Below are 25136 nucleotides of genomic sequence, written 5' to 3' on the forward strand. Positions count from 1 at the left end.
CCGTCCTGATTCGATCAGGACAGCTTCTTTTTTGATTTATTTAACGGTGCTGTTCGTCACACACTCGTCATAGATCCCTGCTTCTTTGATGACACGGATTAATGTCTCACCAATGACCGCTGGTGTTTCAGCCACTTCGATTCCGTTCGCACGGAGTGTCTTGATTTTTTCAGCAGCTGTTCCTTTACCGCCAGAGATGATCGCACCAGCGTGACCCATCCGTTTGCCGGCTGGAGCTGTTTGACCACCGATGAAGCCGATGACTGGTTTCGTCATGTTCGCTTTGACCCACTCAGCCGCTTCTTCTTCCGCTGTTCCGCCGATTTCACCAAGCATGATGACAGCTTTTGTTTCTGGATCTTCATTGAATGCTTTGAGCGTATCGATGAAGTCTGTTCCGTTGACCGGGTCTCCCCCGATACCGACAGCTGTCGATTGACCGATGCCTGCTGTCGTCAATTGATGGACAGCTTCATATGTCAATGTTCCAGAACGCGAAACGATTCCGACATGACCTGGTGTATGGATGTACCCTGGCATGATGCCAAGCTTCGCGACACCTGGAGTGATGACGCCTGGGCAGTTCGGTCCGATGAGACGAACTGGTTTGCCATCGAGGTAACGTTTTACTTTGACCATATCAAGGACTGGAATCCCTTCCGTGATACAGATGATCAACGCGATGTTCGCATCCGCTGCTTCCATGATCGCATCTGCTGCGAACGCTGGTGGAACATAGATGATCGATGCGTTTGCAGCTGTTTTTTCGACCGCTTGTGCGACCGTATCAAATACAGGAACACCACCGAGTACTTCCGTACCGCCTTTTCCTGGTGTGACACCGCCTACGAGGTTTGTTCCGTAGTCGATCATCTGTTCACCATGGAACATCCCTTGGTTACCAGTAATCCCTTGAATAATGACTTTCGTCGATTCGTTCACCCAAATACTCATCTTTAGCTCCCCCTTACTTCACGAGCGCAGCGATTTTTTCTGCGCCGTCTGCCATTGATGTAGCTGCTGTAATCGCTAGACCTGAATCTTTGAGAATTTGTTTCCCTGCGTCGACGTTCGTCCCTTCAAGACGAACGACGAGTGGCAATTCGAGACCGACTTCTTTTGTCGCCGCAACGATACCTTCTGCGATGACGTCACATTTCATGATACCGCCGAAGATGTTGACGAAGATCCCTTTGACGTTCTCATCCGATAAGATCAGTTTGAAGGCTTCTGTAACTTTCTCTTTTGTCGCACCACCACCGACATCGAGGAAGTTCGCAGGATCACCACTGAAGTGTTTGATGATGTCCATCGTTGCCATGGCAAGACCAGCACCATTGACGAGGCAACCGATGTTTCCATCGAGCGCGATGTAGTTCAAATCACTCTTTGATGCTTCTACTTCACGTGGATCTTCTTCTGTTTCGTCACGTAACGCCACGATGTCCGCATGACGATACAACGCGTTTGAATCAAAGTTCAACTTCGCATCGAGTGCGAGGACTTCGCCATCCTTCGTCGTGACGAGTGGGTTGATTTCTGCAATCGAACAATCCTTGTCGACGAAGAAATTATAGAGTTTCGTGACCATACCGACGAACTTATTGACGAGCTTCACAGGAACACCCATTGCGAACGCAAGTTTACGCGCTTGGAATCCTTGAAGACCAACTGCAGGATCGACGACTTCTTTAATGATTTTTTCCGGTGTCGCTTCCGCCACCTCTTCGATGTCCATACCACCTTCGCTTGATCCCATGATGACGACACGTCCTGTCACACGATCAAGTACGATTCCAAGATAGTATTCTTTGTCAATCGCACACCCTTCTTCGACGAGAAGACGTTGAACGACTTTTCCTTCTGGACCTGTTTGGTGCGTGACGAGCGTTTTGCCGAGTAACTCCGTCGCATATTCCTTCACTTCTTCTTGCGATTTCGCAAGCTTGACGCCACCTGCTTTACCGCGTCCCCCCGCGTGAATTTGAGCTTTGACGACTTTAATCGGGCCTGACAATTGTTCGGATGCATCGACCGCCTCTTCGACGGTGAAGGCTGCGATTCCGTTTGGTACGGGTACACCGTACGAACGAAGTAATTCTTTTGCCTGATACTCATGTACATTCATGAAAAAATCCCCCTTAACCCCTTTAGTTTCGGCTCTTTCATTGTAGTTAAAATTGGAAGCGCTGTCTATCGTTATCGACCGAAAGCTTTATTTTTTCAACATTTCATCTTGATCAAGACGATATAAAAAGGCAAATAACTCGGCGATGACACCGTATAATTCTTCTGGGATCTGTTCTGATACTTGAACAGCATCGAGTAACGTCATCAACGTTTCATCCTGCCGGATCGGAATATCATGTTTTAATGCCTCTTCTAAAATCCGTTCTGCGATGTGTTCCGATCCCTTAGCAACGACCTTTGGGGCATGCATCTGTTCTTCGTATGATAGAGCTATTGCTTTTTTCATATATGAAGATCCACCCTTCCGTTACGCGTTGAGATATCATGTGGTACGCGCTCTTTCGACTGTTCGACCCAATCGAATCGCATCAATGCATAGCCTTGTTCCTCAAGACGAGTCTGGATTTGCGGTGTGTAGGCTTGCATGAACGTTTTGACGTGAGCATTCGGATGAAAGACGGAAATCGAGACGTTCCGGTCTGCAATCAAGACATCCACAGCAACCTCGCCGAGCGTCGGTAACTGTAAATACAAGACGACGCGGGCATGATTCGGATCAAACGTCCGTTCGAACGGTGCTTCCATCATGAGGTCGACCTCTTCAAACGGACCGAAATGAGGTAACTGAAATAAATAAACTCCTTTACCGGCTTCGTTCGTTGCTTGAACGAGTTGTTGCGCTAAAATCTGATCACTCGTCTTTCGATCAAGCGTTCGACCTGTCTCGTCACCCTTTGCCAGTTGAACGAGTTCGGTAAGGGCGTGTTTTAACTGCTTCGCTTCTCCTTCCGTCACCGGTTGACCAATTTGCCTTAGCAACTCCCGCGTTTGCGCAGTCGGTACCGTCTGGCGTTGTAAAAAGGAGTCGAGTAACTGGGGGAGAGCCGACTTTTGCGGAACCGTCTCGGTCGAGATGATTTTTAGGACCGGTTGTCCCTCTGCTGACACGACTTGAAAACGATACATATTGCCTTCTTTTAGTTCAGCAGTCGTCCCTGCCGTCAAAACACGTTGACCGACTTGGAGTTCCATTAATCCGTCCGGTAGCAGCTTCAATACTTTGCCGACGATGTTTGCTCCTTCCCGTAACGGCAGATTCGCATGATCGATGATTTTAAAGGGTAATAAAGCACGATGTTCGATTTGCATGATCGGTTCCTCCTAGAGGCGTTCTTTGACAGGGCGGAATGTTTTTCGGTGAATCGGTGTCACGCCTAGCGTGTCGAGTGCCTGTAAATGCATCGGTGTTCCGTAGCCTGCGTGTGTTTCAAATCCGTATCCCGGATACTTGATCGCATATTCTTCCATCAACGCATCACGTGTCTCTTTCGCAACGACACTTGCTGCGGCGATCGAGACACTTCTCGCATCTCCTTTGATGAGAGACAGTTGTGGTGTATCCCCTTCGAGTGTCATCGCATCGACGAGTAAGGCATCTGGTTCGAGTTGACGGACTGCTGTTTGCATCGCCTGTTTTGACGCCTGATAGATATTGATTTCGTCAATTTCAGCCGGTTCGATGATACCAACCGCAATCTCCGCAACGTCTTGTAGATGCTTCAGTGCCGCTTGCCGTTGTGTTTGACTCATTTGTTTTGAATCCGTCAGTCCCGGATGATAGAAACCGTCTGGTAAGATGACCGCTGCTGCGACGACAGGTCCAGCTAACGGACCTCGTCCGACTTCGTCCACTCCGGCAATTCGCACGTACCCTTGCTGACGGTACTGTTCTTCAAAAGCGAGCCGTTCCTTGAAATCGGTTCGTTGTTGCTCCTCGAGGGCAAATCGTCGTTCCGTCTGACGCAACAGTGTCTGCACCCCTTTTCGCGCATCAGACGCGAGTTCCTGCTTCAATTCAATAAATTCTTCTAGTGTGATTTCGTGCAGACGTTCTTTTAATTCTGCTATCTTCATACATCCTGCTCCTTTGAAAAAAACTTGGACATCAAAGGATGTCCAAGTCCGTTATGCATGTGTTTCCCACTCTTCGACTGTTTCGAGCGTCACACGTCCCAGCTTTTCCGTCCGTAGCTCATGCAAAAGCATTTCGCTCGTCCGTTCGAAATCAACGTAGCCACCTGAGACGAAGCCGCGTTTTTTACCGATGGCTTCGAGTACATCGACCGCTTCGCCTGTTACTTCGTCGAGCCGGTAACGCTCGCGTAACTGCTCCGGATAACGCGTCTTCAGCTCACGCAGAGCAAATAGCGCGATGTCGTCGATGTTTAAGATATCATCCTTGATGGCACCGGTAGCGGCCAGACGATAGCCGACGACTTGATCGTCGAACTTCGGCCAGAGGATACCTGGTGTATCGAGTAATTCCATCTCACCTGTTTTCATCTTGATCCACTGCTGGCGTTTCGTCACACCCGGACGGTCACCCGTGATCGCGATGTTCCGACCAGCGAGTCGATTAATCAGCGTCGATTTCCCGACGTTCGGAATACCGATGATCAAGGCACGGATCGCACTCGGATTCCGCCCTTTCTCCCGCATCCGTGCATGTTTTTCTTTCATCAGGCGTAACGCGCCTTCATGGATTTGATTCAATCCCTTGTTATGTTTCGCGTCGACCGCAACGACGTCAACACCGTCTGCCCGTAATGCCTGCATCCACTGATCCGTCACTCGTTTATCCGCCATGTCCGCCTTGTTAAGGACGATCAATCGCGGCTTACCTACCGTGATCTGCTCGACCATCGGATTACGACTTGACATTGGAAGACGTGCATCGACGAGCTCGATGACGACATCAATCAGCTTTAATTTTTCTGTGACTTCCCGCCGTGCTTTGGCCATGTGACCGGGGAACCATTGAATCGTCATATCCTTCACCTCGTTCATCTATTCCTGGACTTCTTGCTCATCATACGATACATGAAAAACATCCACTCCCTAGTATACGCAACTCGGCGAAAAAAAAGAAGAGCACCTTCACAAAAGTGAGGAGGTCTCTTCTTCCTGAACGGCTTCGCTTAGTCAACGGAGCGTAAATCATTAAATGGATAGAAGACGAAGTTCGTCGTTCCGACGATTTGCTCCTCATCCACGAAGCCGATGTCACGGCTATCTTTTGAATTTTGTCGATTGTCCCCCATGACGAATACTTTCCCTTTCGGAACGGTCGTTTGTCCTGTCTGTTCTTCAAGCGTAAAGTCTTCCGTTAATGGAACACCGTTCATCTGAGCTTTGTATTCTTTTAAATACGGCTCATCCACCTTTTTATCATTTACATATAACGTATCGTCCTTATAGTACATCGTATCCCCCGGAACAGCGATGACCCGTTTGATATAGTCGCGTGTTTCCGTCGCATGGAAGACGACGATGTCTCCTCTTTCTGGTTCACTGAAATAGTACGGGACCTTATTGACGATCATCCGATCTGCATTGTGTAATGTCGGCATCATCGATTCCCCATCGACGATGACAGGCACGAACAAGAACGTCCGAATGATGAACGCAATGACAAGCGCTACGACGAGCGCTTTGACCCAACTGAATAACTCCTTCACGAATTCCACTCCCTTGATTAACGCAATGTCTTTCTATGGACTAGTATACGCATAAACGGCAAAAAAAAGAAGCTTGTCCGGAGACAAGCCACTTTTTCACATGATTAACGACGAATTTCTTTAATACGCGCCGCTTTACCACGAAGGTTACGGAGGTAGTAAAGTTTCGCACGACGGACTTTACCGTAGCGAACGACTTCGATTTGTGCAACACGTGGTGAGTGGAGCGGGAAAGCACGCTCAACGCCAACTCCGTAAGAAATTTTACGGACTGTGAATGTTTCACTGATGCCGCCACCGTGACGTTTGATGACTACGCCTTCGAAGAGCTGAATACGCTCACGCGTACCCTCGACGACTTTAACGTGTACACGGACTGTATCCCCCGGACGGAACGCAGGGACGTCTGACTTGATTTGTTCTTGTGTAAGTTCACGGAACAATTGTTGTGTGTTCATGAATGATTTCTCCTTTTTTCACCAATGTTCTTATCTTCATTTGCTTCAAGCATCCGACAGCGGAACATCGTTAATGGGTGGCTTTTGCCACATGTTTTAACTTATCATAGATTCAGTCGTTTGACAATCCTGAAATCGAGTCTAAATAGCGCCGATCTTCTTTCGTTAACGGTGCATCCTTGAGGAGATCAGGGCGTCGCTCATATGTCCGCTTCAGCGACTGTTCCCGTCGCCATTTTTCAATCCGGGCATGGTTGCCTGATAATAAGACATCGGGTACTCGGTATCCTCTATATTCTGCCGGACGTGTATAGTGCGGGTATTCGAGAAGTCCCGTCGAGAACGAATCATCTTCGTGACTCGCCGATGCACCGAGCACGTCTGGTAAGAGACGGACGACGGCGTCAATCATCGTCATCGCCGCGAGTTCTCCTCCCGTCAAGACGAAGTCTCCGAGCGAGACCTCATCCGTCACTAACTGATCATGGATCCGCTGGTCAAACCCCTCATAGTGACCACATAAGAAGACCAGTTCTTCTTCTGTTGCCCATTCTTCAGCCATTCGTTGCGAGAACCGTTTACCGGTCGGTGTCATGACGATGATCCGTCGTTTTCGTTCCGGCAGACTTGCCATCGCATCGAAGACGGGTTGCGGTGTCAGCAGCATACCTGCTCCCCCACCGTACGGATAATCATCGACCTTCCCGTGACGATTCGTCGAGAAGTCCCGAAAATTGATTGTCTCGAGCCTGACACGCTCCTCATCCTGTGCCCGCTTGACGATTGAATGATCAAGCGCAGAGAACATTTCCGGAAACAACGTCAACACACGGATGTTCATTCCTCGATCAATCCTGGCAGCGGTGTGATCTGAATCCGTTTCTGTTCGACGTCGACGGAAGCGACGACTTGCTCGATATAGGGAATCAAGACATCTTTTTTTCCGTCGCGTTTGATCGTCCAGACGTCATTTGCGCCCGTTTCGAGAATGTCCGATACGACACCGATTTTCGTTTCACCGTCATAGACCGTACAACCGATGATCTCATGATAGTAGAATTCATGTTCGTCCAAGTCCTGCAAATCTTCTGCGTGGACATAGAGTTTCAATCCTTTGTACTTCTCAACGTCATTGATATGATGCATTCCTTTGAACGTCACCATGATGAATTGTTTATGCTTCCGGTAGCCACTGATCGTCACCGGTGTATAGGTGCCTTCAGAGCCGAGAAAGACTTCTTTTCCGACCTTAAAGCGTTCTTCCGGGAAGTCCGTGCTTGCAAGCAGCTTCAGTTCCCCTTTTAGCCCATGCGTATTGGCGATTTTTGCAATTTCCAACCATTCCATTCGTTTCACTTCCTTTCCTGTATTAAAAAAGGAGGTAAGCTTTCGCTCACCTCCTAACGTCTTACTTCGCGAGTTTCGCGTTGTGGAATTTCTCCATGATACCAGCTTGTGAGAAGAGGTTACGAACTGTGTCCGAAGGTTTAGCACCTTCAGAGAGCCATTTAAGAGCTAGCTCTTCGTTGATTTTAACTTCTGCTTCTGGTTTAGCAACTGGATTGTAGTATCCGATTTGCTCGATGAAACGACCATCACGTGGTGCACGTGAGTCTGCTACTACCACACGGTAGAAAGGTGATTTTTTTGCGCCCATGCGCTTAAGACGAATTTTAACTGCCATTCGTAAGTCCCTCCAAATAATAAATAATTTTTTCGTTTAGTCAAATTGACAACTTCATTAGTATACAACGTTACAGCAAAAGAGAAAAGACTTTTAAAAGAATGGAAGGCCAAAGCCTTTCTTTTTCCCTTTGCCCATCTGTCCGGAAAATTGTTTCATCATTTTCCGCATGTCTTCGAACTGTTTAATGAGGCGGTTGACTTCTTGGATACTGCGTCCGCTACCGCGGGCAATCCGCTTCCGACGGCTCGCATTCAAGATTTCAGGTTCAGTCCGCTCTCGTTTTGTCATCGATTGGATGATCGCTTCGACATACACGAGTTGCTTCTCATCGATTTGGGCGTTTTTCAACCCCTTCATCTTCCCTTTACCTGCCCCAGGGATCATTCCCAACAGTTCGTCGAGTGGACCCATCTGTTTCACTTGCTGCAACTGCTCGATGAAATCATCGAATGTAAACGATGCATCGCGCATTTTGCTTTCTAACTCTTTGGCACGCGTAGCGTCCATTTGTGACTCTGCTTTTTCAATCAGTGTCAGCATGTCTCCCATGCCTAGAATCCGAGACGCCATCCGCTCGGGATAGAATGGTTCGATGGCATCGAGCTTCTCTCCAAGACCGACGAACTTAATCGGTGCTCCGGTGACTGCCTTGATGGAGAGTGCTGCACCACCTCGCGTATCTCCGTCGAGCTTCGTCAGAACGACTCCCGTTACGCCAAGCTTCTCGTTGAAGCTCTCTGCGACGTTGACGGCATCCTGACCCGTCATCGAATCGACGACAAGGAAGATTTCATGCGGTTTGGCGATCTCCTTGACATCGACGAGTTCCTGCATCAGTTCCTCATCGACGTGTAAGCGACCTGCCGTATCGATCAACACGATATCGTGATGATGCTCTTTTGCATAATCGAGTGCACCGGTAACGATTTCTTGCGGACTGACCTGATCTCCCATCGAGAAGACCGGTAACTCCAATTGTTTTCCGAGTGTCTCTAATTGTTTGATTGCTGCCGGACGATAAATATCCGCCGCAACAAGCAAAGGACTACGATTATGTTTTTTACGTAAATGATTGGCCAGTTTACCCGTTGTCGTTGTTTTACCTGCCCCTTGCAGACCTGTCATCATGATGACGGTCGGTGGACGGTTCGCAAGCGTCAACGGCGATACTTCCGCACCCATCAGATTCGTCAATTCATCATGGACGATCTTAACGACTTGTTGCCCTGGCGTCAAAGACGTCATGACATCCTGTCCGACAGCGCGTTCCTTTACATCATTTACGAATTGTTTGACGACCTTGAAGTTGACGTCGGCTTCGAGTAGCGCTAAGCGAACTTCGCGCATCATCTCTTTGACGTCTGCTTCAGAAATCTTACCTTTACCTCGCATTTTAGCGAGACTGGCTTGAAGCCGTTCCGATAATCCTTCGAATGCCATTAAGAATGCCTCCTACTCTAATTGCTCCAATGTCTCAATGATCACTAGGGCTTCACCCGGAAGGTCGCATTGCTTCAGCTGATCGAGTAACTGCTTTCGCCGTTCGTGTTTCTTAAACAGCGATAGTCGTTCTTCATACTGCTCGAGCATGGCTTCCGTGCGTTTTATGTTGTCGTAGACTGCTTGTCGGCTGACTTCAAACTCATCGGCGATCTCACCTAAGGAAAAGTCATCTAAGTAATAGAGTGACATGTAATTCCGTTGTTTTGGTGTCAAAAGCTCCTGATAAAAGTCAATCAGATAGTTCATCCGGTTCGTTTTATCAAGTGTCATCCGAGCACCTCCGCAATGTTAAGTGAAATTCCTTTACAGATAGTATAGTACAGCCCTCACAGTGTGTTGTCAAGTTTTTTTCTTTACATGAAACGTCGCTTATTCTGCGCTTTCTTCCGTATCGACGCTTTCCTTTTCTTCAAAGACATCGCCGAACAGTCCATATACGAATTGTTCTGCGTCAAACGGTTGTAAATCATCGATTTTTTCACCGAGGCCAACGAACTTGACCGGTAGATTCAGCTCATTCTTGATCGCAAGAACAATCCCGCCTTTTGCCGTTCCGTCAAGCTTCGTCAAGACGATCCCGCTGACGTTCGTTGCTTGTTTAAAGGCTTTTGCTTGTACCATCGCGTTTTGTCCTGTCGTTGCGTCAAGTGCCAGCAATACTTCGTGAGGCGCTCCTGGAATTTCACGTTCGATGACGCGTTTGACCTTTTCGAGCTCGTTCATCAGGTTGACCTTGTTTTGAAGGCGTCCAGCCGTATCACAAATCAGAACGTCTACCTTACGTGCTTTTGCTGCTTGGACGGCATCATAGACGACAGCAGCCGGGTCCGATCCTTCCCCTTGGCGAATGACTGGTACGCCGGAGCGTTCGCCCCAGACTTGCAGTTGATCGATCGCACCAGCCCGGAACGTATCCCCTGCTGCTAACATGACGCTCTTGCCTTCTTGTTTTAATCGGTTCGCAAGTTTCCCGATCGTCGTCGTCTTCCCGACCCCGTTGACACCAACGAACAGGATGACGTTCAGTTCATGATCGAGATCAAGGGCTGTCTCTTCCTCTTCGACTAACATGTTCGCGACGACTTCAACGAGAACGTCGCGGACTTGTTTTGGATCTTTGACGTTACGGCGTTTGACTTCTGTTTTTAATTCCTCGACCAAATCCATCGTCGTCGTCACACCGACGTCGGCTTGAATCAAGACTTCCTCTAATTCTTCGAAGAAATCCTCATCGACTTCTCGGAAACGGTAAACGAGATCATTAACGGCACTTGCCAGCCCATCGCGTGTCTTCGTCAGTCCTTGCGTGAATTTCGTCGTGACTTCTTGCGTCGAAGTCGTTAAGCGGTCTTTCAGTTTTTTAAAGAAACTCATCGTTTAATCTCCTTTGGTTCTTCACTTAATGTACGTCGTGCCTCTTCTAGTTTAACGGATAACACTTCCGATATCCCGTTTTGCTGCATCGTGACGCCATAAAGGACATCTGCCGCCTCCATCGTTCCTTTCCGATGGGTGATGATGACGAACTGTGTATCGCGCGCCAATTGATGAACGAACTCGCCGAATCGCGCGACGTTCGCTTCGTCAAGCGCCGCTTCGACCTCATCGAGGACACAAAACGGTACCGGACGTGTCTTTAGAATCGCAAATAATAAGGCAATTGCCGTCAAGGCACGTTCTCCACCGGATAAGAGCGACAAATTCTGCAACTTCTTCCCTGATGGCTTAGCAACGATATCAATCCCACTCGTCAACAGGTCACTCGGATCAACGAGGACTAGATCGGCTTCTCCGCCACCGAACAACTCGCGGAATGTTTCCCGGAAGTGCTCACGGACAGCATCATACGTTTGACGGAACAACCGAATGACTTCCCGGTCCATCTCTTCGATGACGCCATAGAGATCCGTTTTAGCAGCGACAAGATCATCCCGTTGCGCCGATAGGAACGTAAACCGTTCATCGACTTCCGCGAATTCCTCAATCGCACCGATGTTGACGATGCCGATCTCTTCGAGTTGGCGTTTAAGCAGATGAATTTCTTCTTTCGCTTCTTCATATGATAGATCGAGCGGTGCAATCAACTCGAGCAGTAACCCCATCTCATCGAGCATTTCTTGTCTTGTTTCAAGGCGTGTACTCGTTTTCCCTTGCGCAAGACGCAGTTGCTCAAGCATCTGTTTCGTCGTTTGTTGATCGTCCTTCGTTTTCGCTTCGCGAATCCGGATCAAGCGCAAGGATTCTGCTTGTACTTGAATCCGTTGTCCGATTGCGACGAGATCAGCTTCGACTTGTTGATGTTTTTGCTCCTGTTCCCGCTGTTCCGCGTGCAGAGCATCAATTTTCGCTTCGTCGAATCCTTCAAGGACATGACGCAAGTCACGTCGTTTATGTCCTCGTTCGAGTTTCGCGTGACTGATCTGTTCCGTCAGTCGTTCGATCTCTTGCGAAAGCTGCGCTTGTTTCATTTGAATCGTCCGCTCTTCGAGAACCGCCTCAGCCTGTTCCTTCTTCAGTTCGTCCATCGTGACGGCACCACGGGCTTGGGCATCTTTCAGACGATCGAGGGCTTGTCTAAGCTCTGTTTGACGCGCCGTCCATTTCGCAATCTCGACTTCGGACGTCTCGATGATTCGGCGTGCTTCCTGCTCTTGTTCAAGCACACGTGCCATTTGCCGATCTTCAACCGATAGTTCAGACGTCATGACAGCGAGATGACGGTTGGCATCCGCTAACGCATCGCGTGATTGTTCGAGTTGCCCTTGTAATGCTTGAATCGTTTCTGTCCGCGTTCGTGCAGTAGCATCAAGCGTCTGAATCGCCTCTCGAAGCTCTTCTAAGCGGCGCATCTGCTCCCGAATGACCGCTTGCCCACGCGTCAATCCCTCTTTTAACTCTTCGAGCTCACGCGATTGACTGAACAATGGTGTACCTTTTTTCCGGCTTCCGCCGGTCATCGTTCCACCGACGTTGACGACATCTCCTTCAAGCGTGACGAGACGATAGCGATGACCCGTCGCACGGGCGATTTGGTTCGCCTGTTCAAGTGACTCGACGACGAGTGTCGTACCGAGCAAGTTCATCTTTAATTTCGTCAACGTCTCGTCTGTCGTCACGAGGTCGCTCGCAATACCGACGAAGCCGGACATCGCTCCGACCTGTTCTCGCACCGAACGATTAACTTCACGTGCTTGAAGGGAGGACAGTGGCATGAACGTTGCGCGACCAGCATTTAATCGTCTGAGTTCTTGAATCAAACGGCGACCGGTCGCATCGGTATCGACGACGATGTTTTGCATCGCTCCACCAAGCGCTGTCTCGATTGCTGCTTCAAAGCGCGCCGGTACCGAAATCAACTCTGCGACCGCACCGTGGATTCCCGGATGGTGGTCCCGTTGTTTCAAGATCGTCTTAACGGCACCGAAATAGCCGCTATAATCCGCTTTGACGGATTCAAGGAATTCAATCCGGTCTTCCGTCTTATGCCGACGGCGCTCTAAATCAGAAACGGATTGTTCGACTTGACGTAAAGTATGCTGTTGCTCGTTTCGTGCAGCAAGCGCTTGTGCTTCTTCTTCTGTTGCTTGATCCAGCTTCGTCCGAATCGCAGCAACGTCCGCTTCGAGACGGGCGACGTCTTCTTCTAGCTGGCGACGGGTTGACTGCTTCGAACCACTATCTGCCGTAAAGGAGCGTTGCTGTTCTTCCGCCTGTGCGAGATCTTGCTTCGCTCGATTGAAAGCATTATTCGTCGCAGCCAACCGGCTTGCCACTTCAAAGGCTTCTGAACGTAACACTTCGGCTTCTTTATCAAAGTCACGATCTGTTTGTGTCAGCGCTTGATCAGCACGTTCTCGCTCAGCTGTGATGCGTGTCGCTTCCTGATCGACCTCTGCTTGGCGTGCTTGCAGTGCAGTTAATTCTGATTCTAGTTCTTTGACACGCTCTTCCATGACAGCGACTTCCTGCTCAAGTCGCTCCTTCGTCTCGGTACCATGTTTTTCACGCTCTTTTGCTAAGTTAAGCGCTCCCTGAATCTCGACGAGTCGTGTTGAGACATGACGGAGTTGTTCTTGTAAAACATTCTCTTGCTGCCGCTCTGCTTCGAGCGTCGATTCCTGCGTCTCCCGAGAGACGACGGTCTCTTCGTAGATCGTCTTTTGAGACGCAAGTCGTTCTTCGCATTGTGCAATATCATGCGCCAATGTTTCGAGTTCCGCCTGGTATGTCGTGATTTCCTGTGCGAGAATACCGCGTTCTAATTCGTCATGCCGTTCGCGAGCGACGAGATACTCTTTTGCGAGTGCCGCTTGTTCGCGTAACGGCTCGATTCGACCACCGAGTTCAAATAGAATATCATCGACACGCGATAGATTCGTTTCCGTATCGCTGAGTTTTCGTTCTGCTTGTTTTTTCCGGTGACGGTATTTCAAGACACCGGCTGCTTCCTCGATGACGGCACGACGTTCTTCCGGTTTCCCTGAGATGACTTGTTCAACTCGCCCTTGTCCGATGATCGCAAAGGCGTCACGAGATAGACCAGTGTCCATGAATAGATCGAGAACGTCCTTCAGGCGACATGGTTTTTTATTTAAAAAATAATCGCTATCTCCATTGCGGCTGACACGCCGCGTGACGCTGATTTCTTGATACGGTAACGCGACCGTTCCCGACTCATTGTCTAAGACGAGCGTCACCTCAGCAAATTGTTTCCGGTGTTCAGACAGACTGCCGGCAAAGATGACGTCTTCCATCTTCGCCCCGCGCAGAGACTTCGCAGATTGTTCTCCGAGTACCCAGCGAACAGCATCCGATATATTTGATTTTCCACTTCCGTTCGGTCCGACGACTGCCGTGACTCCCGGAAGGAATTCTAATTCTGTTCGACTTGCAAAAGATTTGAAGCCATTGATTTCGATTCGTTTTAAGTACATCCTGATCACCCGTATGTTTAAATTTCTTTTGAATTTCTTTCAGTTTACCATAGCCGAAACGCCAGCAACATGATAGGTTTTAAGGTAGTATCACGCGAAACAAGAAGAAGAGGAGCGAACCATACCATGACGATTGAACAAATGATCGAAGCCATCCTAGATAAATTGAACATCATCAACAAAGGCGTCATTAAGGCTGAGCAGTTCGACGGCTCAAAAAATAAGGATTTAAAAGAAATCTACGATTTTGTCATGATGCGCGACTCCCTGTCACTTGCAGAAGTCGACGCGATTGTCGACGAACTGAAATCCCTTAAGACGGTTTAATTGAGCAAGTACCCTACGATAAAAGCCGATCATCTCTCACGCGTTCGAGAGATGGTCGGCCTTTTGTTGCTTAAAACTGTTTCTTTAATTCAAGTAAGGCTTGTTTTGCCGCCTGCTGCTCTGCTTCCTTTTTCGAACGCCCCGTTCCGATTCCTTCGAGCTCATCCGCGACTTGTACGCGCGAGATGAACTCTCGGCTATGTGCCGGACCGCGCTCTTCGATGATTTCATACTCGATGACACCTAAACCGACACGTTGAATCGCTTCTTGTAATTGACTCTTAAAATCCGTCTGCTCTTCGAAGAAGCCTGTCGCCACTTTCGGAAAAACCGCTTCGGCGAGGAATCGTTCGGCTGCTTCGATGCCTTGGTCAAGATACAAGGCGCCAATAAAGGATTCGAAGACATCCGCAAGCAAGGCTGGACGATTCCGACCACCGGTCAGTTCTTCCCCCTTACCTAACAGAATCATATCGGAAAACTGATAGTGATTCGCAAATTGGACGAGTGACGGTTCACAGACGATTGCCGCTCGCAATTTCGTTAATTCCCCCTCGGAACGTTCCGGGTAGTGTTCGAATAGATAGCGTGACACCGTCAACTCTAAGACCGCATCCCCTAAAAATTCTAGGCGTTCGTTATCTCCTTCGGACTCGCGTTGTTCATTGACGAACGAAGAGTGCGTGAAGGCTTGTTTTAATAGCTCGACATTAGAAAACGTGATATTCAGGCGCTCTTGTAACGCTTCGAATTTCTGCTCGATTTGAGCGAGCGTCCGCGCATCCTTGCGTCGTTTTACATAGGGTCCTTTTCGGACACGACGTCCTTTTTGATTCGTCATAGTTCCTCCTAAACAGCTAAAGCCCACCGCAAATTGCGGTGGGTCAGCTTCAATGATCAGACTTGTGTTTCGATGTAGTTGACGACATCGCCGACAGTCTTCAAGTTTTCTGCTTGCTCATCTTCGATCGTGATTTCGAACTTGTCTTCTAAGTCCATGACGAGTTCCATGACTTCGAGAGAGTCAGCACCGAGGTCGTCTTTGAACGATTTATCAAGTGTGATTTCACTTTGTTCTTTTCCTAATTTTTCTGCGATTGCTTCTTGTACGTCTACTAAGATTTGTTCTTTTGTCATTTTAAAATCCCTCCATGAGTTGAGTATATAAGATGATTGCCGATTTGGCAAAGTACTACCGTTAGTTGTGTTACATCGTCATGCCGCCATCGACGGCAAGAGTTTGTCCTGTGATGTAACGCGCTTCATCTGAAGCGATGAAACTGACGAGTGATGCGATATCGTCTGTTTGACCGAAGCGTTTCAACGGAATTTGCCCAAGTGACAGGTTCCGCTGTTCTTCCGTCAATTCATCCGTCATGTCCGTCTCGATGAAGCCTGGACAAATCGCATTGACTGTGACGCCTTTACTTGCGAGTTCACGTGCGACGGACTTCGTCAGCCCGATCAGACCCGCTTTCGCTGCGACATAGTTCGCTTGCCCCGGATTTCCGGAAATACCGACGACCGACGCGATATTGATGATACGACCGCTTGTTTTTAACAACGGACGCGTCGCGGCTTGTGTGACAAGAAACGCTCCTTTGAGGTTCGTATCGATGACAGCATCAAAATCCGCTTCCTTCATGCGCATCAATAAGCCATCACGTGTGATGCCGGCATTGTTGACGACACAATCCAGTTGACCAAACGTGTCGATCGTCTGTTTGATCATTTGCTTGACGGCATCTGCTTCAGCGACATTCGCTTGAATCGCGAGTGCCTCACCGCCTGCTTCCTTGATTTCACGGACGACCGCTTCCGCCTTGTCCGTACTTCCTGCATAGTTGACGACGACACGGAAACCGTCTGTTGCCAATCGCTTTGCGATGGCAGCTCCGATGCCGCGCGATGCGCCAGTGACGAGTGCTACTTTACTCAACGAATTCCCTCCGCTTCCAGTTGCTCAAGTGTCGTGATGCTGATGATTTTCGCATCTTTTTTGATTCGTTTCACGAGACCGCTAAGCGGAGACGATGGGCCAAACTCGATGAATGTATCCGCACCTTCTTCGATCAGACGCTCGACACATGATTCGAACCGGACCGGTGAATAGAGCTGTTGAACGAGCAAACGAATCAATTCGTCTGGTTGATCGTGGAACGCACTGTCGACGTTCGAGATGAATTTCGTCTTCGCCGCCTCAAACGGTGACGAGACGAGAATGTCTTCGAAGCGTGGTGCGAAAGGTGTCATGAGCGACGAATGGAACGCACCTGAAACATCAAGTGGTAAAACACGTTTTGCTCCGAGCTCTTTTAACTTCGCTGTTGCAGATTCAACTGCTGCGATTTGTCCTGAGATAACGAATTGTCCAGGACAGTTGTAGTTGGCGATTTGAACGATTTCTCCCGTTGCCGCAATCGATTCGACCGCGTGATGGGCTGCCTCGACATCATTCATGCCGATGACCGCCGCCATCGTTCCACCCGTGACTTGGTTCATGAGTTTTCCGCGTTCGCGGACGAGATAGACGGCTTCAGACGGTGTAATGACAGAAGCTGCGACGAGCGCGCTATACTCTCCAACACTGTGTCCGAGTACGAAATCAGGTGTATGTCCTTGTGCTGCGTACTGCTGTGCGAGTAGCGCACTATGTGCGACGATGGCTGGTTGAGCGATATCCGTCGCTTTTAATTCGTCCTTCGTTCCTGTCGTCATCAGCGTCGTCAGATCCAGACCAATTCGCGTTCCGAGGTCAGCGAGTGCTTGGCGTGTCTCGTCTTGCGTGATGAGCGTCTGTCCCATTCCAGGCGTCTGCGACCCTTGTCCTGGAAACATCCAAACTGTTTTCCCCATCTCGTCTCACTCCTTCTTAACGTGCTTCAGTTGCTTTCGCCTGAACGATTTTCGCCACGACTTCTTGTTCGACCATCTTTTCCGCCTGAACGAGTGCCCGGCTGAACGCGTAGGCATTACTTGAACCATGCGCCTTGATGACCGGAGCCGCAATCCCGAATAGTCCGGCACCACCATATTCTTCATAAGCGAGCAACTGCTTCATTTTTTTCAACTTCGGTTTCAGTACGAGAGCGGCGAGCTTTGATGTCCACGAGCTCATGAATTGTTCTTTCATGACACCCATGATCATACTGGCTGCCCCTTCTGTACTTTTAAGTAACGTGTTACCAGCAAAACCTTCCGTGACGATGACATCGACGTCACCGCTCATCGCTTCTCTCGCCTCGACGTTCCCAACGAAATGAATCGGGGCTGTCTCAAGTAGCGGATACGTTTCCTTCGTCAGCGCATTCCCTTTACCGGCTTCTGATCCGATATTCAGGAGTCCGACTTTCGGACGCGTGATGCCGCGAACTTGTTCTGCGTAGACAGAACCCATGATGGCATAATCGAGCAAGTGCTCGGCCTTCGCATCCGGGTTGGCGCCAACATCTAAGATGACGACACCTTTCCCATTACGTGTCGGGAAAGTCGGGGCCAGTGCAGGACGGTCAACTCCTTCGATTCGACCGATGACGAACAATCCGGCAGTCATGAGCGCTCCCGTGTTGCCTGCTGAAATCAAGGCATTAGCCTCTCCCGATTTCACCAGGTTTGCAGCCACAACGAGTGAGCTATCTTTCTTGCGGCGAATCGCACGTACCGGTTCATCCTCTCCGGTGATGACGGATGCCGCGTGGACAATCGTCACGCGCGGATCCTCGATTGTGTATGAGCGTAACTTCAACTCATCTCCGACTAATCGGATATCGATGTTTTCGTTTGGACGTTCTGCCAAGTAGGCAACGACCCCTTCTACGATGGCACGGGGTGCGTGGTCGCCCCCCATGGCGTCAACTGCTAAAATCATTCTGATTCCTCCTTACTACTTCGATACACCGTAAATTCCCCGATGAAGACACATTCTTCACCGACATAACTCTCTACCGTGATGTCAGAACGGCCATCCTGGCGATGGGAACTGACGAATGCCTTCGCAACGACGCGTTCGCCGACGTGGACGGAGCGCGTGAACTGGACGTTCGCACGTGTCGTCAACGCAAGTTCATCGTCGATGAGCGCAATCGCAAGCGAGTTCGCCTGTGCGAACAAAATATGTCCGCGGGCGATCGCATTCCGACTAAACGCATGTTCCGGCAAAATCTCAAGGATCGAGATGGCAGATGTATCGAGTTTCAGGTCAATCATATCACCAATGACTTCATTTTCAGTCAACGTACGCACATCATCCAGCCGTTCGGTCGCGACGTGTTTAATCCGCTCCCGTAATTCCGGAATCTTTAATTCCATCCGGTCGAGACGAATCGTTTGGATACTGACACGGAATCGTGTCGCCAGCGCTTCATCCGTAATGAACGGATTTTGCTCGATCGTCTGTAATAGCTCTTGTTGTCTCTCTTTTTTAGGTACCCGCATGTATGTTCCTCCCACAAGAAGGATGACCACTATTATTACCTGGTACTAACAGTAGTATATATCCCTTGTTGTTCACTTTCAAGTATTATTCAATTCTTTCTCCTTCAAGTAGCCCCTGGCGTTCGATATAGTCACGCAAAACACTGTATTCCGGTGCCTGCCAAAAGGCGTCCGATCGCAGTAAGCGGACTGCATCTTGTCGCGCCGTTTCCATGACTTGAATGTCGAGTGCCGGATCGGTCAAGACGAAGCGCGGTAATCCACTTTGTTCAGTACCGAAGAAATTACCAGCACCGCGCAGCTTTAAATCCTTTTCCGCTAGCTTGAAACCATCGTTCGTCTCCGTCATCGTCTTGATCCGTTCTTTTCCCGTATCGGAAGAGGGATCGGCAATCAGAATACAATAGGACTGGGCGTCTCCACGTCCGACACGCCCTCTCAACTGGTGCAGTTGGGCGAGTCCGAAACGTTCCGCATCATGAATGACAATGATTGATGCATTCGGCACGTTCACGCCGACCTCAACGACCGTCGTCGAAACAAGGATCTGAACGGCGTTTTCCTTGAATGCCTGCATGACATCATCTTTTTCAGAAGACGTCAGGCGCCCATGCATCAAACCGACTTGATACGGTTTGAACCGTTCGGTCAGGATCGCATGTAATTCAATCGCATTTTGAACCTCAAGTGATTCGGATTCCTCGATCAATGGCGTGATGACGTAGGCTTGTCGTCCTTGCGACAATTCTTTCTCGACGAATCCGAAGACGCGCTCCATCTGTTGCGGTTTCGCCCAGTAGGTCTCGATTTCCTTTCGTCCCGCCGGCATCTCATCGATGATCGAAACATCCATATCTCCAAAGACCGATATCGCAAGCGTACGCGGAATCGGTGTTGCTGTCATATATAATACATCTGCCTGTTCCGCTTTCGCGCGCAATCGTTTCCGTTGTTCGACACCGAACCGATGTTGTTCATCGGTGATGACGAGATGTAATGCCTTGAACTGGACCGTATCCTGAATCAGTGCATGTGTCCCGACTAAAACGTCGATTTCTCCCGTTACGAGCGCTTCTAGTAAATGCACCCGTGCTTTTCCTTTGACGGAACTCGTCAGTAGACCGACGCGAATCCCGAGCGGTTCAAGCAACGGGGCGAGCGACGCCGCATGCTGTTCCGCTAAAATTTCGGTCGGTACCATCAAGGCGCCTTGTTTTCCGGCACGAACCGTCGCAAATAGTGCAATCGCTGCGATGACCGTCTTTCCGCTTCCGACGTCGCCTTGCAACAACCGGTTCATCCGTTCGCCGCGTCCAATGTCGTCTAGGATTTCTTTTGTCACGCGTTGTTGCGCTCCTGTCAGTGGAAACGGTAGACTCTGGATGAACTTCGCGATATCCGCTTCATGCAGCGGTAAGGCAATCCCTTGACCTTTTCGTCGTCCAAGACGTAACGCCTGTAACTTCAGCTGAAAATAAAGGCATTCCTCATACACATAACTGCGGCGAGCTGCCGTTAACTCTTGTCGATTCGTCGGGAAATGGAGTGCCTTTAGCATCGTCATCCGGTCTTGCAACCGGTATGTCTTGCGAATACTGTCAGGAATCCGCTCGCCTAACGTCTCCGTCTCTTTAAATGCTAAGTCAACGACACGACGGAACGTCTTCATCCGCATATCGCCACGTAATGAATACACCGGTGTCAATTCACCCTCAATCGCTCCAAACTGCAATTCTGTCGCAGAAATTGTCATCCGGTGTAAATCCCATTTACCACTGACCGTCACTTCTGCTCCGAGTTGCAGTTGGTCTTTGTAAAAGGCTCGGTTGAACATCGTTACGGTCACACTATAGCGTTCTTCGACAAGCAAGCGGAACGTCAAGCGGTTCTTTCCTTTTCCATAATAGCGCACAAGTGGTTCAGACTGGACTTGTCCCGTGAATTTGACTTTATCCTCGTGAATCGCTTCCGTTAGACTTCCCGTCACGAAGTCGTCATAACGAAACGGGACGTGCTCGAGCACGTCCGCAACGGTGAGAATATTCATCTCTTCTAGTTTTTTCGCTAAATCCCGTCCGACTCCTTTTAATGTCTTGACGTCACGTGATGGATTCATTCGATAACTCTCCGAAGATTTTCGCTTCGAGCCAGCGACCAGTCGGCGTATTCGCGAGTCCACCTTTTGCGGTTTCACGAAGCGCAGACGGCATCATCTGACCAATCTCATGCATGGCTGAGATGACTTCATCACACGGAATCCGTGACGTGATTCCAGCGAGTGCCATGTCGGCAGCGACGACGGCATTCGCTCCACCCATCGCATTTCGTTTGACGCACGGTACTTCGACGAGTCCAGCGACCGGATCACAGACGAGCCCGAGCATGTTCTTCAGTGCAATCGCAAAGGCATGTGCTGACTGATCCGGCGTTCCGCCCGCCATCTCAACGATGGCAGCAGCTGCCATCGCTGTCGCTGAACCGACTTCTGCCTGACAGCCACCAGCTGCTCCGGAGATCGACGCATTGTTTGCAACGACGAAGCCGAACGCACCGGATGTGAACAAGAAGCGTAACATCTGCTCACGCGTCGGGTTTAAGCGATCTTTGACCGCAAATAGCGTTCCGGGTACGACGCCGGCACTGCCTGCCGTTGGTGTCGCGCAAATTTTCCCCATCGCGGCATTGACTTCATTCGTTCCGATCGCTTTACTGACGGCATCAAGTAGTAGATCTCCTGACAATCCTTTACCTGAAGCACGGTACCGTTGAAGCAAGACAGCGTCCCCACCGGTTAGTCCTGTCACCGACTGGACACCGTCTCCATCGAGTGAACGAGCAACCGCCTCTTCCATCACTTGTAGGTTTCGTTCCATCATCGCATAGACTTCATCCCGCTCTAAGTGACGAACCGTCATCTCTTGCTCGATCATGACTTCCGAAATCGGAATGTTTCGTTCCGTCGCGATGGCGACGAGTTCTTTTACGGATTTAAACATATCTTCACTCTCCCATCATGACGGCACGCTCGACTTGAGGTAACCGATCGATTTCTTCCAACACTTCTGCTGTAATCCGGTCATCAATTTCAATCGCCATAAGAGCTTGTTTTCCTTTTTCGTGCCGCGAGACTTCCATGTGACCGATGTTGATTTCGTAATCAGCCAGTATGCTCGTCACGGCTGCAATCGCACCAAAGCGGTCATGGTGCAAGACGACGAGTGCCGGTCCCCCACCGGACAAACGAAGCGGTACACCGTTTAATTCCGTGATTTCAATCGTTCCCCCACCAATTGAAATCCCAACCAATTCAAACTCTTCTACGCCATTCGTCAAGTGGACACGAGCCGTATTCGGATGATCCGTCAACGCCTCACTCGTCTCGAAATGGATCTCAATCCCTTTTGATTTTGCGATGTCAATCGATTGCGGAATCCGATCGTCAAACGTGTCATACCCGAGAACCCCGCCGATGATGGCGACGTCCGTTCCGTGTCCGCGATACGTATCAGCAAATGAACCGTAAAACGTGATATGGATGACCGTTGGTGTTTCCCCGAATAATTTACCCGCCATCAATCCAATCCGTGCAGCCCCTGCTGTATGCGAGCTCGATGGACCAACCATGACTGGTCCGATGATGTCAAAGACGCTACGATATTTCATTTCTTTTCCCCTCTCTATGAAACAAACGAAATCCCACCTCTATTATCGCAGATGGTGGGATTCGTGAAAAGGCTAGTCGCCCTTTTTCAGTATGATGGTTTTATTCGACACTTAAAATGTACGAATAAAGCGGTTGTTTGCCGTCGTGGACTTCCACTTCAGCATCCGGATTAACCGATTCGATGTACGCGACGAGGTCGTCGACTTCTTCTGTTGAGACGCCTTCACCGTAAAGCACCGTGATGATCTCGTCGTCTTCCGTAACGAGTGTATCGACGAGTTTCTTGACAGCACCAAGACTTGAAGCGTCCGTAGCGACGATTTGTTTTTCAGCAATCGCCATATGATCGTCTTTCTTGATTTCTACACCATCGATGTTCGTATCACGTACGGCATATGTGACTTGACCCGATTTAACGGCTGCAATTGCATCTGCCATATGCGCTTCGTTTTCTTCGACAGTCGCTTCTGGGTTATAGACGATTGTTGCCGCCAATCCTTGTGGGACTGTTTTTGATTTCACGACCGTTACACCGCAAGAGGCAACAGATGCTGCTTGTTCAGCCGCCATGATGATGTTCGAGTTGTTCGGATAGACGTAGACATGTTCAGCATGTGCATCCTCGATCGCCTTAACGATATCTTCCGTCGACGGGTTCATCGTTTGTCCGCCTTCGATGACGACACTGACACCGAGTGATTTGAAGAGTTCACTGATTCCTTCACCCATTGCGACTGTTACGAGGGCTGCTTTCGCTTTTGCCTTCGGTGCAGCGACTGGAGTGACTTGGTTCGCGCCTTCTTCTTCAAGGATCGTCGAGTGTTGTTGACGCATGTTTTCAATCTTAACAGCGACGAGTTCACCGAAACGTTGTCCTTTTGTGATGACTTCTCCTGGTGTTTCGACGTGGACGTGAACTTTGAGGAGTTCTTCATCCGCGACGACGAGCAACGAGTCACCGAATTCTGCTAATTCATTACGGAAGTCTTCTTCGCTGAACGGTGCATTCGCGAGTTTGTCATCTTGGAAACGAACCATGATTTCCGTGCAGTAACCGTAATGGATTTCTTCTGTCGACATGAAGCTTTGAGCCGTTTTGTGATGCTCTGCTTCGACGAGTGCTTCCATGACAGGCGCATGCGGTTTGTCCAGTTCTTTTCCTTCAAGCGTCGCAAGGAACCCTTCATAGATACAGACGAGACCTTGACCACCTGAATCAACGACACCGACTTCTTTTAATACTGGAAGAAGATCTGGTGTTCCGTCGAGTGACACTTTCGACGCTTCGACGAGCTGACGCATCAACTCCAAGAAATCCGTTGTCGTCTCAGATTGTGCGATAGCCGCAACAGCTGTCTCACGGGCAACCGTCAAGATTGTTCCTTCGACCGGTTTCATGACCGCTTTATATGCTGTATCGACACCTTTTTGCAACGCATCTGCGAATTCCTGCGTATCAATCGTCGTTTTTCCTTCGATTGATTTTGAGAATCCACGGAACAATTGACTCAAGATGACGCCTGAGTTTCCACGTGCCCCCATCAATAATCCACGCGCAAACACGTTCGCGACTTCCGATACAGAATCCGATGTTGATTTACCTGCTTCTTTTGCACCTGAAGTCATCGTCAAATTCATGTTCGTTCCCGTATCACCATCCGGCACAGGGAAGACGTTCAATGAATCGACGAAATCTGCATTTTGGTAGAGATTCGCCGCGCCATTTTGAATCATCTTGACTAACTGCGCTCCTGTTAAACGATCTACACTCACTAAAGTTTCCTCCTCTATTCCCGCCTTAGACATTCGTCAAGCGGACTCCTTGGACAAAGATGTTCACAGATGTCACGTCAAGACCAAGTGCCTGACTGAGCGTGTATTTCACGCGACTCTGTACGTTGTTCGCCACCTCTGAGATTTTCGTTCCATAACTTACGATGATATGCATATCGATATGGACCTGCTCTGAAGCCTGTCGAACGATGACACCGCGTGCAAAGTTCTCACGTTTTAAGAGTTCAGCAAGACCATCCTTGATTTGAGACTGGGATGCCATACCAACGACACCAAAACATTCCATTGCTGCGCCGCCCGCAAGTTGCGCGACGACATCATTATCTACATCAATCTTTCCATAGGTCGTTTTCATCTCGATCGCCACCTGAGTAGCCCCCTTTGAATATTGTATTCTTCTCATAATTCTACTATAAGGACCTACTATTGAAAAGTCGCCGTACTGACTATACAATGAATAAGTGAAAAATAGTAGCGGTCAAATGAACTTTTACCATCATCCTCATCCATTATTTTAAATTTCGAGGTTGTCTGTCAAGTTTTTTTCTTGTCAGCTACTTTTTTTATGTTGCAACCGCCCTGACACCATGCTAAGATAGCAAAGTGTCTATTAGGACGAACGCAAAA

General features: G+C 49.3%; 27 protein-coding genes. 1 reads left to right on the plus strand and 26 read right to left on the minus strand.

The window, feature by feature from the left end:
* Window positions 1–36 precede the first annotated feature (36 nt).
* From sucD to smc, 15 genes are all read right to left on the minus strand, one after another.
* Complete coding sequence (gene sucD / locus ACRPK8_RS03930; RefSeq protein WP_432237025.1) at window positions 37–954, minus strand: succinate--CoA ligase subunit alpha; 918 nt, start codon at window positions 952–954, stop codon at window positions 37–39.
* Window positions 955–967: 13 nt separating this feature from the next.
* Entirely contained in the window at window positions 968–2128 is a 1161-nt protein-coding gene (gene sucC, locus ACRPK8_RS03935; RefSeq protein ID WP_023468732.1) for an ADP-forming succinate--CoA ligase subunit beta, read from the minus strand.
* A gap of 87 nt (window positions 2129–2215) precedes the next feature.
* A complete protein-coding gene (locus ACRPK8_RS03940; RefSeq protein ID WP_432237026.1) occupies window positions 2216–2476 on the minus strand; it encodes an EscU/YscU/HrcU family type III secretion system export apparatus switch protein in 261 nt (86 codons plus the stop codon).
* Window positions 2473–3339, minus strand: a complete 867-nt coding sequence (locus ACRPK8_RS03945; RefSeq protein ID WP_432237027.1) for a flagellar hook-length control protein FliK — start codon at window positions 3337–3339, stop codon at window positions 2473–2475. Before ACRPK8_RS03945 ends, ACRPK8_RS03940 begins: the two co-directional genes overlap by 4 nt.
* Before the next feature lie 12 nt (window positions 3340–3351).
* Window positions 3352–4104 (minus strand): ribonuclease HII, encoded by a 753-nt coding sequence (locus ACRPK8_RS03950; protein ID WP_432237028.1) that lies wholly within the window; start codon window positions 4102–4104, stop codon window positions 3352–3354.
* A 51-nt stretch (window positions 4105–4155) separates the two neighbouring features.
* Complete coding sequence (ylqF, locus tag ACRPK8_RS03955) at window positions 4156–5019, minus strand: ribosome biogenesis GTPase YlqF (RefSeq protein WP_432237029.1); 864 nt, start codon at window positions 5017–5019, stop codon at window positions 4156–4158.
* Between the two features lie 149 nt (window positions 5020–5168).
* Window positions 5169–5708 (minus strand): signal peptidase I, encoded by a 540-nt coding sequence (gene lepB / locus ACRPK8_RS03960; protein WP_432237030.1) that lies wholly within the window; start codon window positions 5706–5708, stop codon window positions 5169–5171.
* A gap of 104 nt (window positions 5709–5812) precedes the next feature.
* Window positions 5813–6166, minus strand: a complete 354-nt coding sequence (gene rplS / locus ACRPK8_RS03965) for a 50S ribosomal protein L19 (protein ID WP_023468738.1) — start codon at window positions 6164–6166, stop codon at window positions 5813–5815.
* 112 nt (window positions 6167–6278) lie between these two features.
* On the minus strand, window positions 6279–7007 hold the full coding sequence (gene trmD, locus ACRPK8_RS03970) for a tRNA (guanosine(37)-N1)-methyltransferase TrmD (RefSeq protein WP_432237031.1): 729 nt from the start codon (window positions 7005–7007) through the stop codon (window positions 6279–6281).
* Window positions 7004–7513, minus strand: coding sequence for a ribosome maturation factor RimM (gene rimM, locus ACRPK8_RS03975; protein WP_023468740.1), 510 nt, complete (start codon window positions 7511–7513; stop codon window positions 7004–7006). The genes trmD and rimM overlap by 4 nt, the downstream gene beginning before the upstream one ends.
* Window positions 7514–7574: 61 nt before the next feature.
* Window positions 7575–7850 (minus strand): 30S ribosomal protein S16, encoded by a 276-nt coding sequence (gene rpsP / locus ACRPK8_RS03980; protein ID WP_023468741.1) that lies wholly within the window; start codon window positions 7848–7850, stop codon window positions 7575–7577.
* A gap of 93 nt (window positions 7851–7943) precedes the next feature.
* The gene (ffh, locus tag ACRPK8_RS03985) at window positions 7944–9293 is read right to left on the minus strand and encodes a signal recognition particle protein (protein ID WP_023468742.1); all 1350 of its coding nucleotides are present in this window, start codon (window positions 9291–9293) and stop codon (window positions 7944–7946) included.
* A gap of 12 nt (window positions 9294–9305) precedes the next feature.
* Window positions 9306–9626: a putative DNA-binding protein gene (locus tag ACRPK8_RS03990; protein ID WP_023468743.1), complete on the minus strand. Its 321-nt coding sequence runs from the start codon at window positions 9624–9626 to the stop codon at window positions 9306–9308.
* Window positions 9627–9725: 99 nt separating this feature from the next.
* A complete protein-coding gene (gene ftsY, locus ACRPK8_RS03995; protein WP_432237032.1) occupies window positions 9726–10730 on the minus strand; it encodes a signal recognition particle-docking protein FtsY in 1005 nt (334 codons plus the stop codon).
* A complete protein-coding gene (gene smc / locus ACRPK8_RS04000; protein WP_432237033.1) occupies window positions 10727–14290 on the minus strand; it encodes a chromosome segregation protein SMC in 3564 nt (1187 codons plus the stop codon). The genes ftsY and smc overlap by 4 nt, the downstream gene beginning before the upstream one ends.
* A 126-nt stretch (window positions 14291–14416) precedes the next feature.
* Here smc and ACRPK8_RS04005 point away from each other — a divergent pair, with 126 nt between their 5' ends.
* On the plus strand, window positions 14417–14617 hold the full coding sequence (locus tag ACRPK8_RS04005) for a DUF1128 family protein (protein ID WP_432237034.1): 201 nt from the start codon (window positions 14417–14419) through the stop codon (window positions 14615–14617).
* A 70-nt stretch (window positions 14618–14687) separates the two neighbouring features.
* Here ACRPK8_RS04005 and rnc read toward each other — a convergent pair whose 3' ends face one another.
* The 11 genes from rnc to ACRPK8_RS04060 all read right to left on the minus strand — a co-directional run bounded on the left by rnc (window position 14688) and on the right by ACRPK8_RS04060 (window position 24876).
* Entirely contained in the window at window positions 14688–15458 is a 771-nt protein-coding gene (gene rnc / locus ACRPK8_RS04010) for a ribonuclease III (RefSeq protein WP_023468747.1), read from the minus strand.
* Between the two features lie 56 nt (window positions 15459–15514).
* Window positions 15515–15754: an acyl carrier protein gene (acpP, locus tag ACRPK8_RS04015; RefSeq protein WP_029342095.1), complete on the minus strand. Its 240-nt coding sequence runs from the start codon at window positions 15752–15754 to the stop codon at window positions 15515–15517.
* Window positions 15755–15824: 70 nt separating this feature from the next.
* Entirely contained in the window at window positions 15825–16556 is a 732-nt protein-coding gene (gene fabG, locus ACRPK8_RS04020; RefSeq protein ID WP_035396763.1) for a 3-oxoacyl-[acyl-carrier-protein] reductase, read from the minus strand.
* The gene (gene fabD / locus ACRPK8_RS04025; protein WP_035396761.1) at window positions 16553–17473 is read right to left on the minus strand and encodes an ACP S-malonyltransferase; all 921 of its coding nucleotides are present in this window, start codon (window positions 17471–17473) and stop codon (window positions 16553–16555) included. The genes fabG and fabD overlap by 4 nt, the downstream gene beginning before the upstream one ends.
* Before the next feature lie 16 nt (window positions 17474–17489).
* The gene (gene plsX / locus ACRPK8_RS04030; protein ID WP_432237035.1) at window positions 17490–18485 is read right to left on the minus strand and encodes a phosphate acyltransferase PlsX; all 996 of its coding nucleotides are present in this window, start codon (window positions 18483–18485) and stop codon (window positions 17490–17492) included.
* Window positions 18482–19051 (minus strand): transcription factor FapR, encoded by a 570-nt coding sequence (gene fapR, locus ACRPK8_RS04035; RefSeq protein ID WP_432237036.1) that lies wholly within the window; start codon window positions 19049–19051, stop codon window positions 18482–18484. The genes plsX and fapR overlap by 4 nt, the downstream gene beginning before the upstream one ends.
* Before the next feature lie 85 nt (window positions 19052–19136).
* Window positions 19137–21167: an ATP-dependent DNA helicase RecG gene (gene recG, locus ACRPK8_RS04040; RefSeq protein ID WP_432237037.1), complete on the minus strand. Its 2031-nt coding sequence runs from the start codon at window positions 21165–21167 to the stop codon at window positions 19137–19139.
* Entirely contained in the window at window positions 21151–22047 is an 897-nt protein-coding gene (sdaAA, locus tag ACRPK8_RS04045) for an L-serine ammonia-lyase, iron-sulfur-dependent, subunit alpha (RefSeq protein ID WP_023468754.1), read from the minus strand. Before sdaAA ends, recG begins: the two co-directional genes overlap by 17 nt.
* A gap of 4 nt (window positions 22048–22051) precedes the next feature.
* Window positions 22052–22714 carry an L-serine ammonia-lyase, iron-sulfur-dependent subunit beta gene (gene sdaAB, locus ACRPK8_RS04050; protein WP_023468755.1) on the minus strand — a complete coding sequence of 221 codons (663 nt, stop codon included), beginning with the start codon at window positions 22712–22714 and terminating at the stop codon, window positions 22052–22054.
* Between the two features lie 100 nt (window positions 22715–22814).
* Window positions 22815–24488: a DAK2 domain-containing protein gene (locus ACRPK8_RS04055; protein ID WP_432237038.1), complete on the minus strand. Its 1674-nt coding sequence runs from the start codon at window positions 24486–24488 to the stop codon at window positions 22815–22817.
* 25 nt (window positions 24489–24513) lie between these two features.
* Window positions 24514–24876 (minus strand): Asp23/Gls24 family envelope stress response protein, encoded by a 363-nt coding sequence (locus ACRPK8_RS04060; protein WP_023468757.1) that lies wholly within the window; start codon window positions 24874–24876, stop codon window positions 24514–24516.
* Window positions 24877–25136: the final 260 nt, after the last annotated feature.

The sequence above is a fragment of the Exiguobacterium sp. TDN 0502 genome, from assembly GCF_050846835.1.
Taxonomy (GTDB): domain Bacteria; phylum Bacillota; class Bacilli; order Exiguobacteriales; family Exiguobacteriaceae; genus Exiguobacterium_A.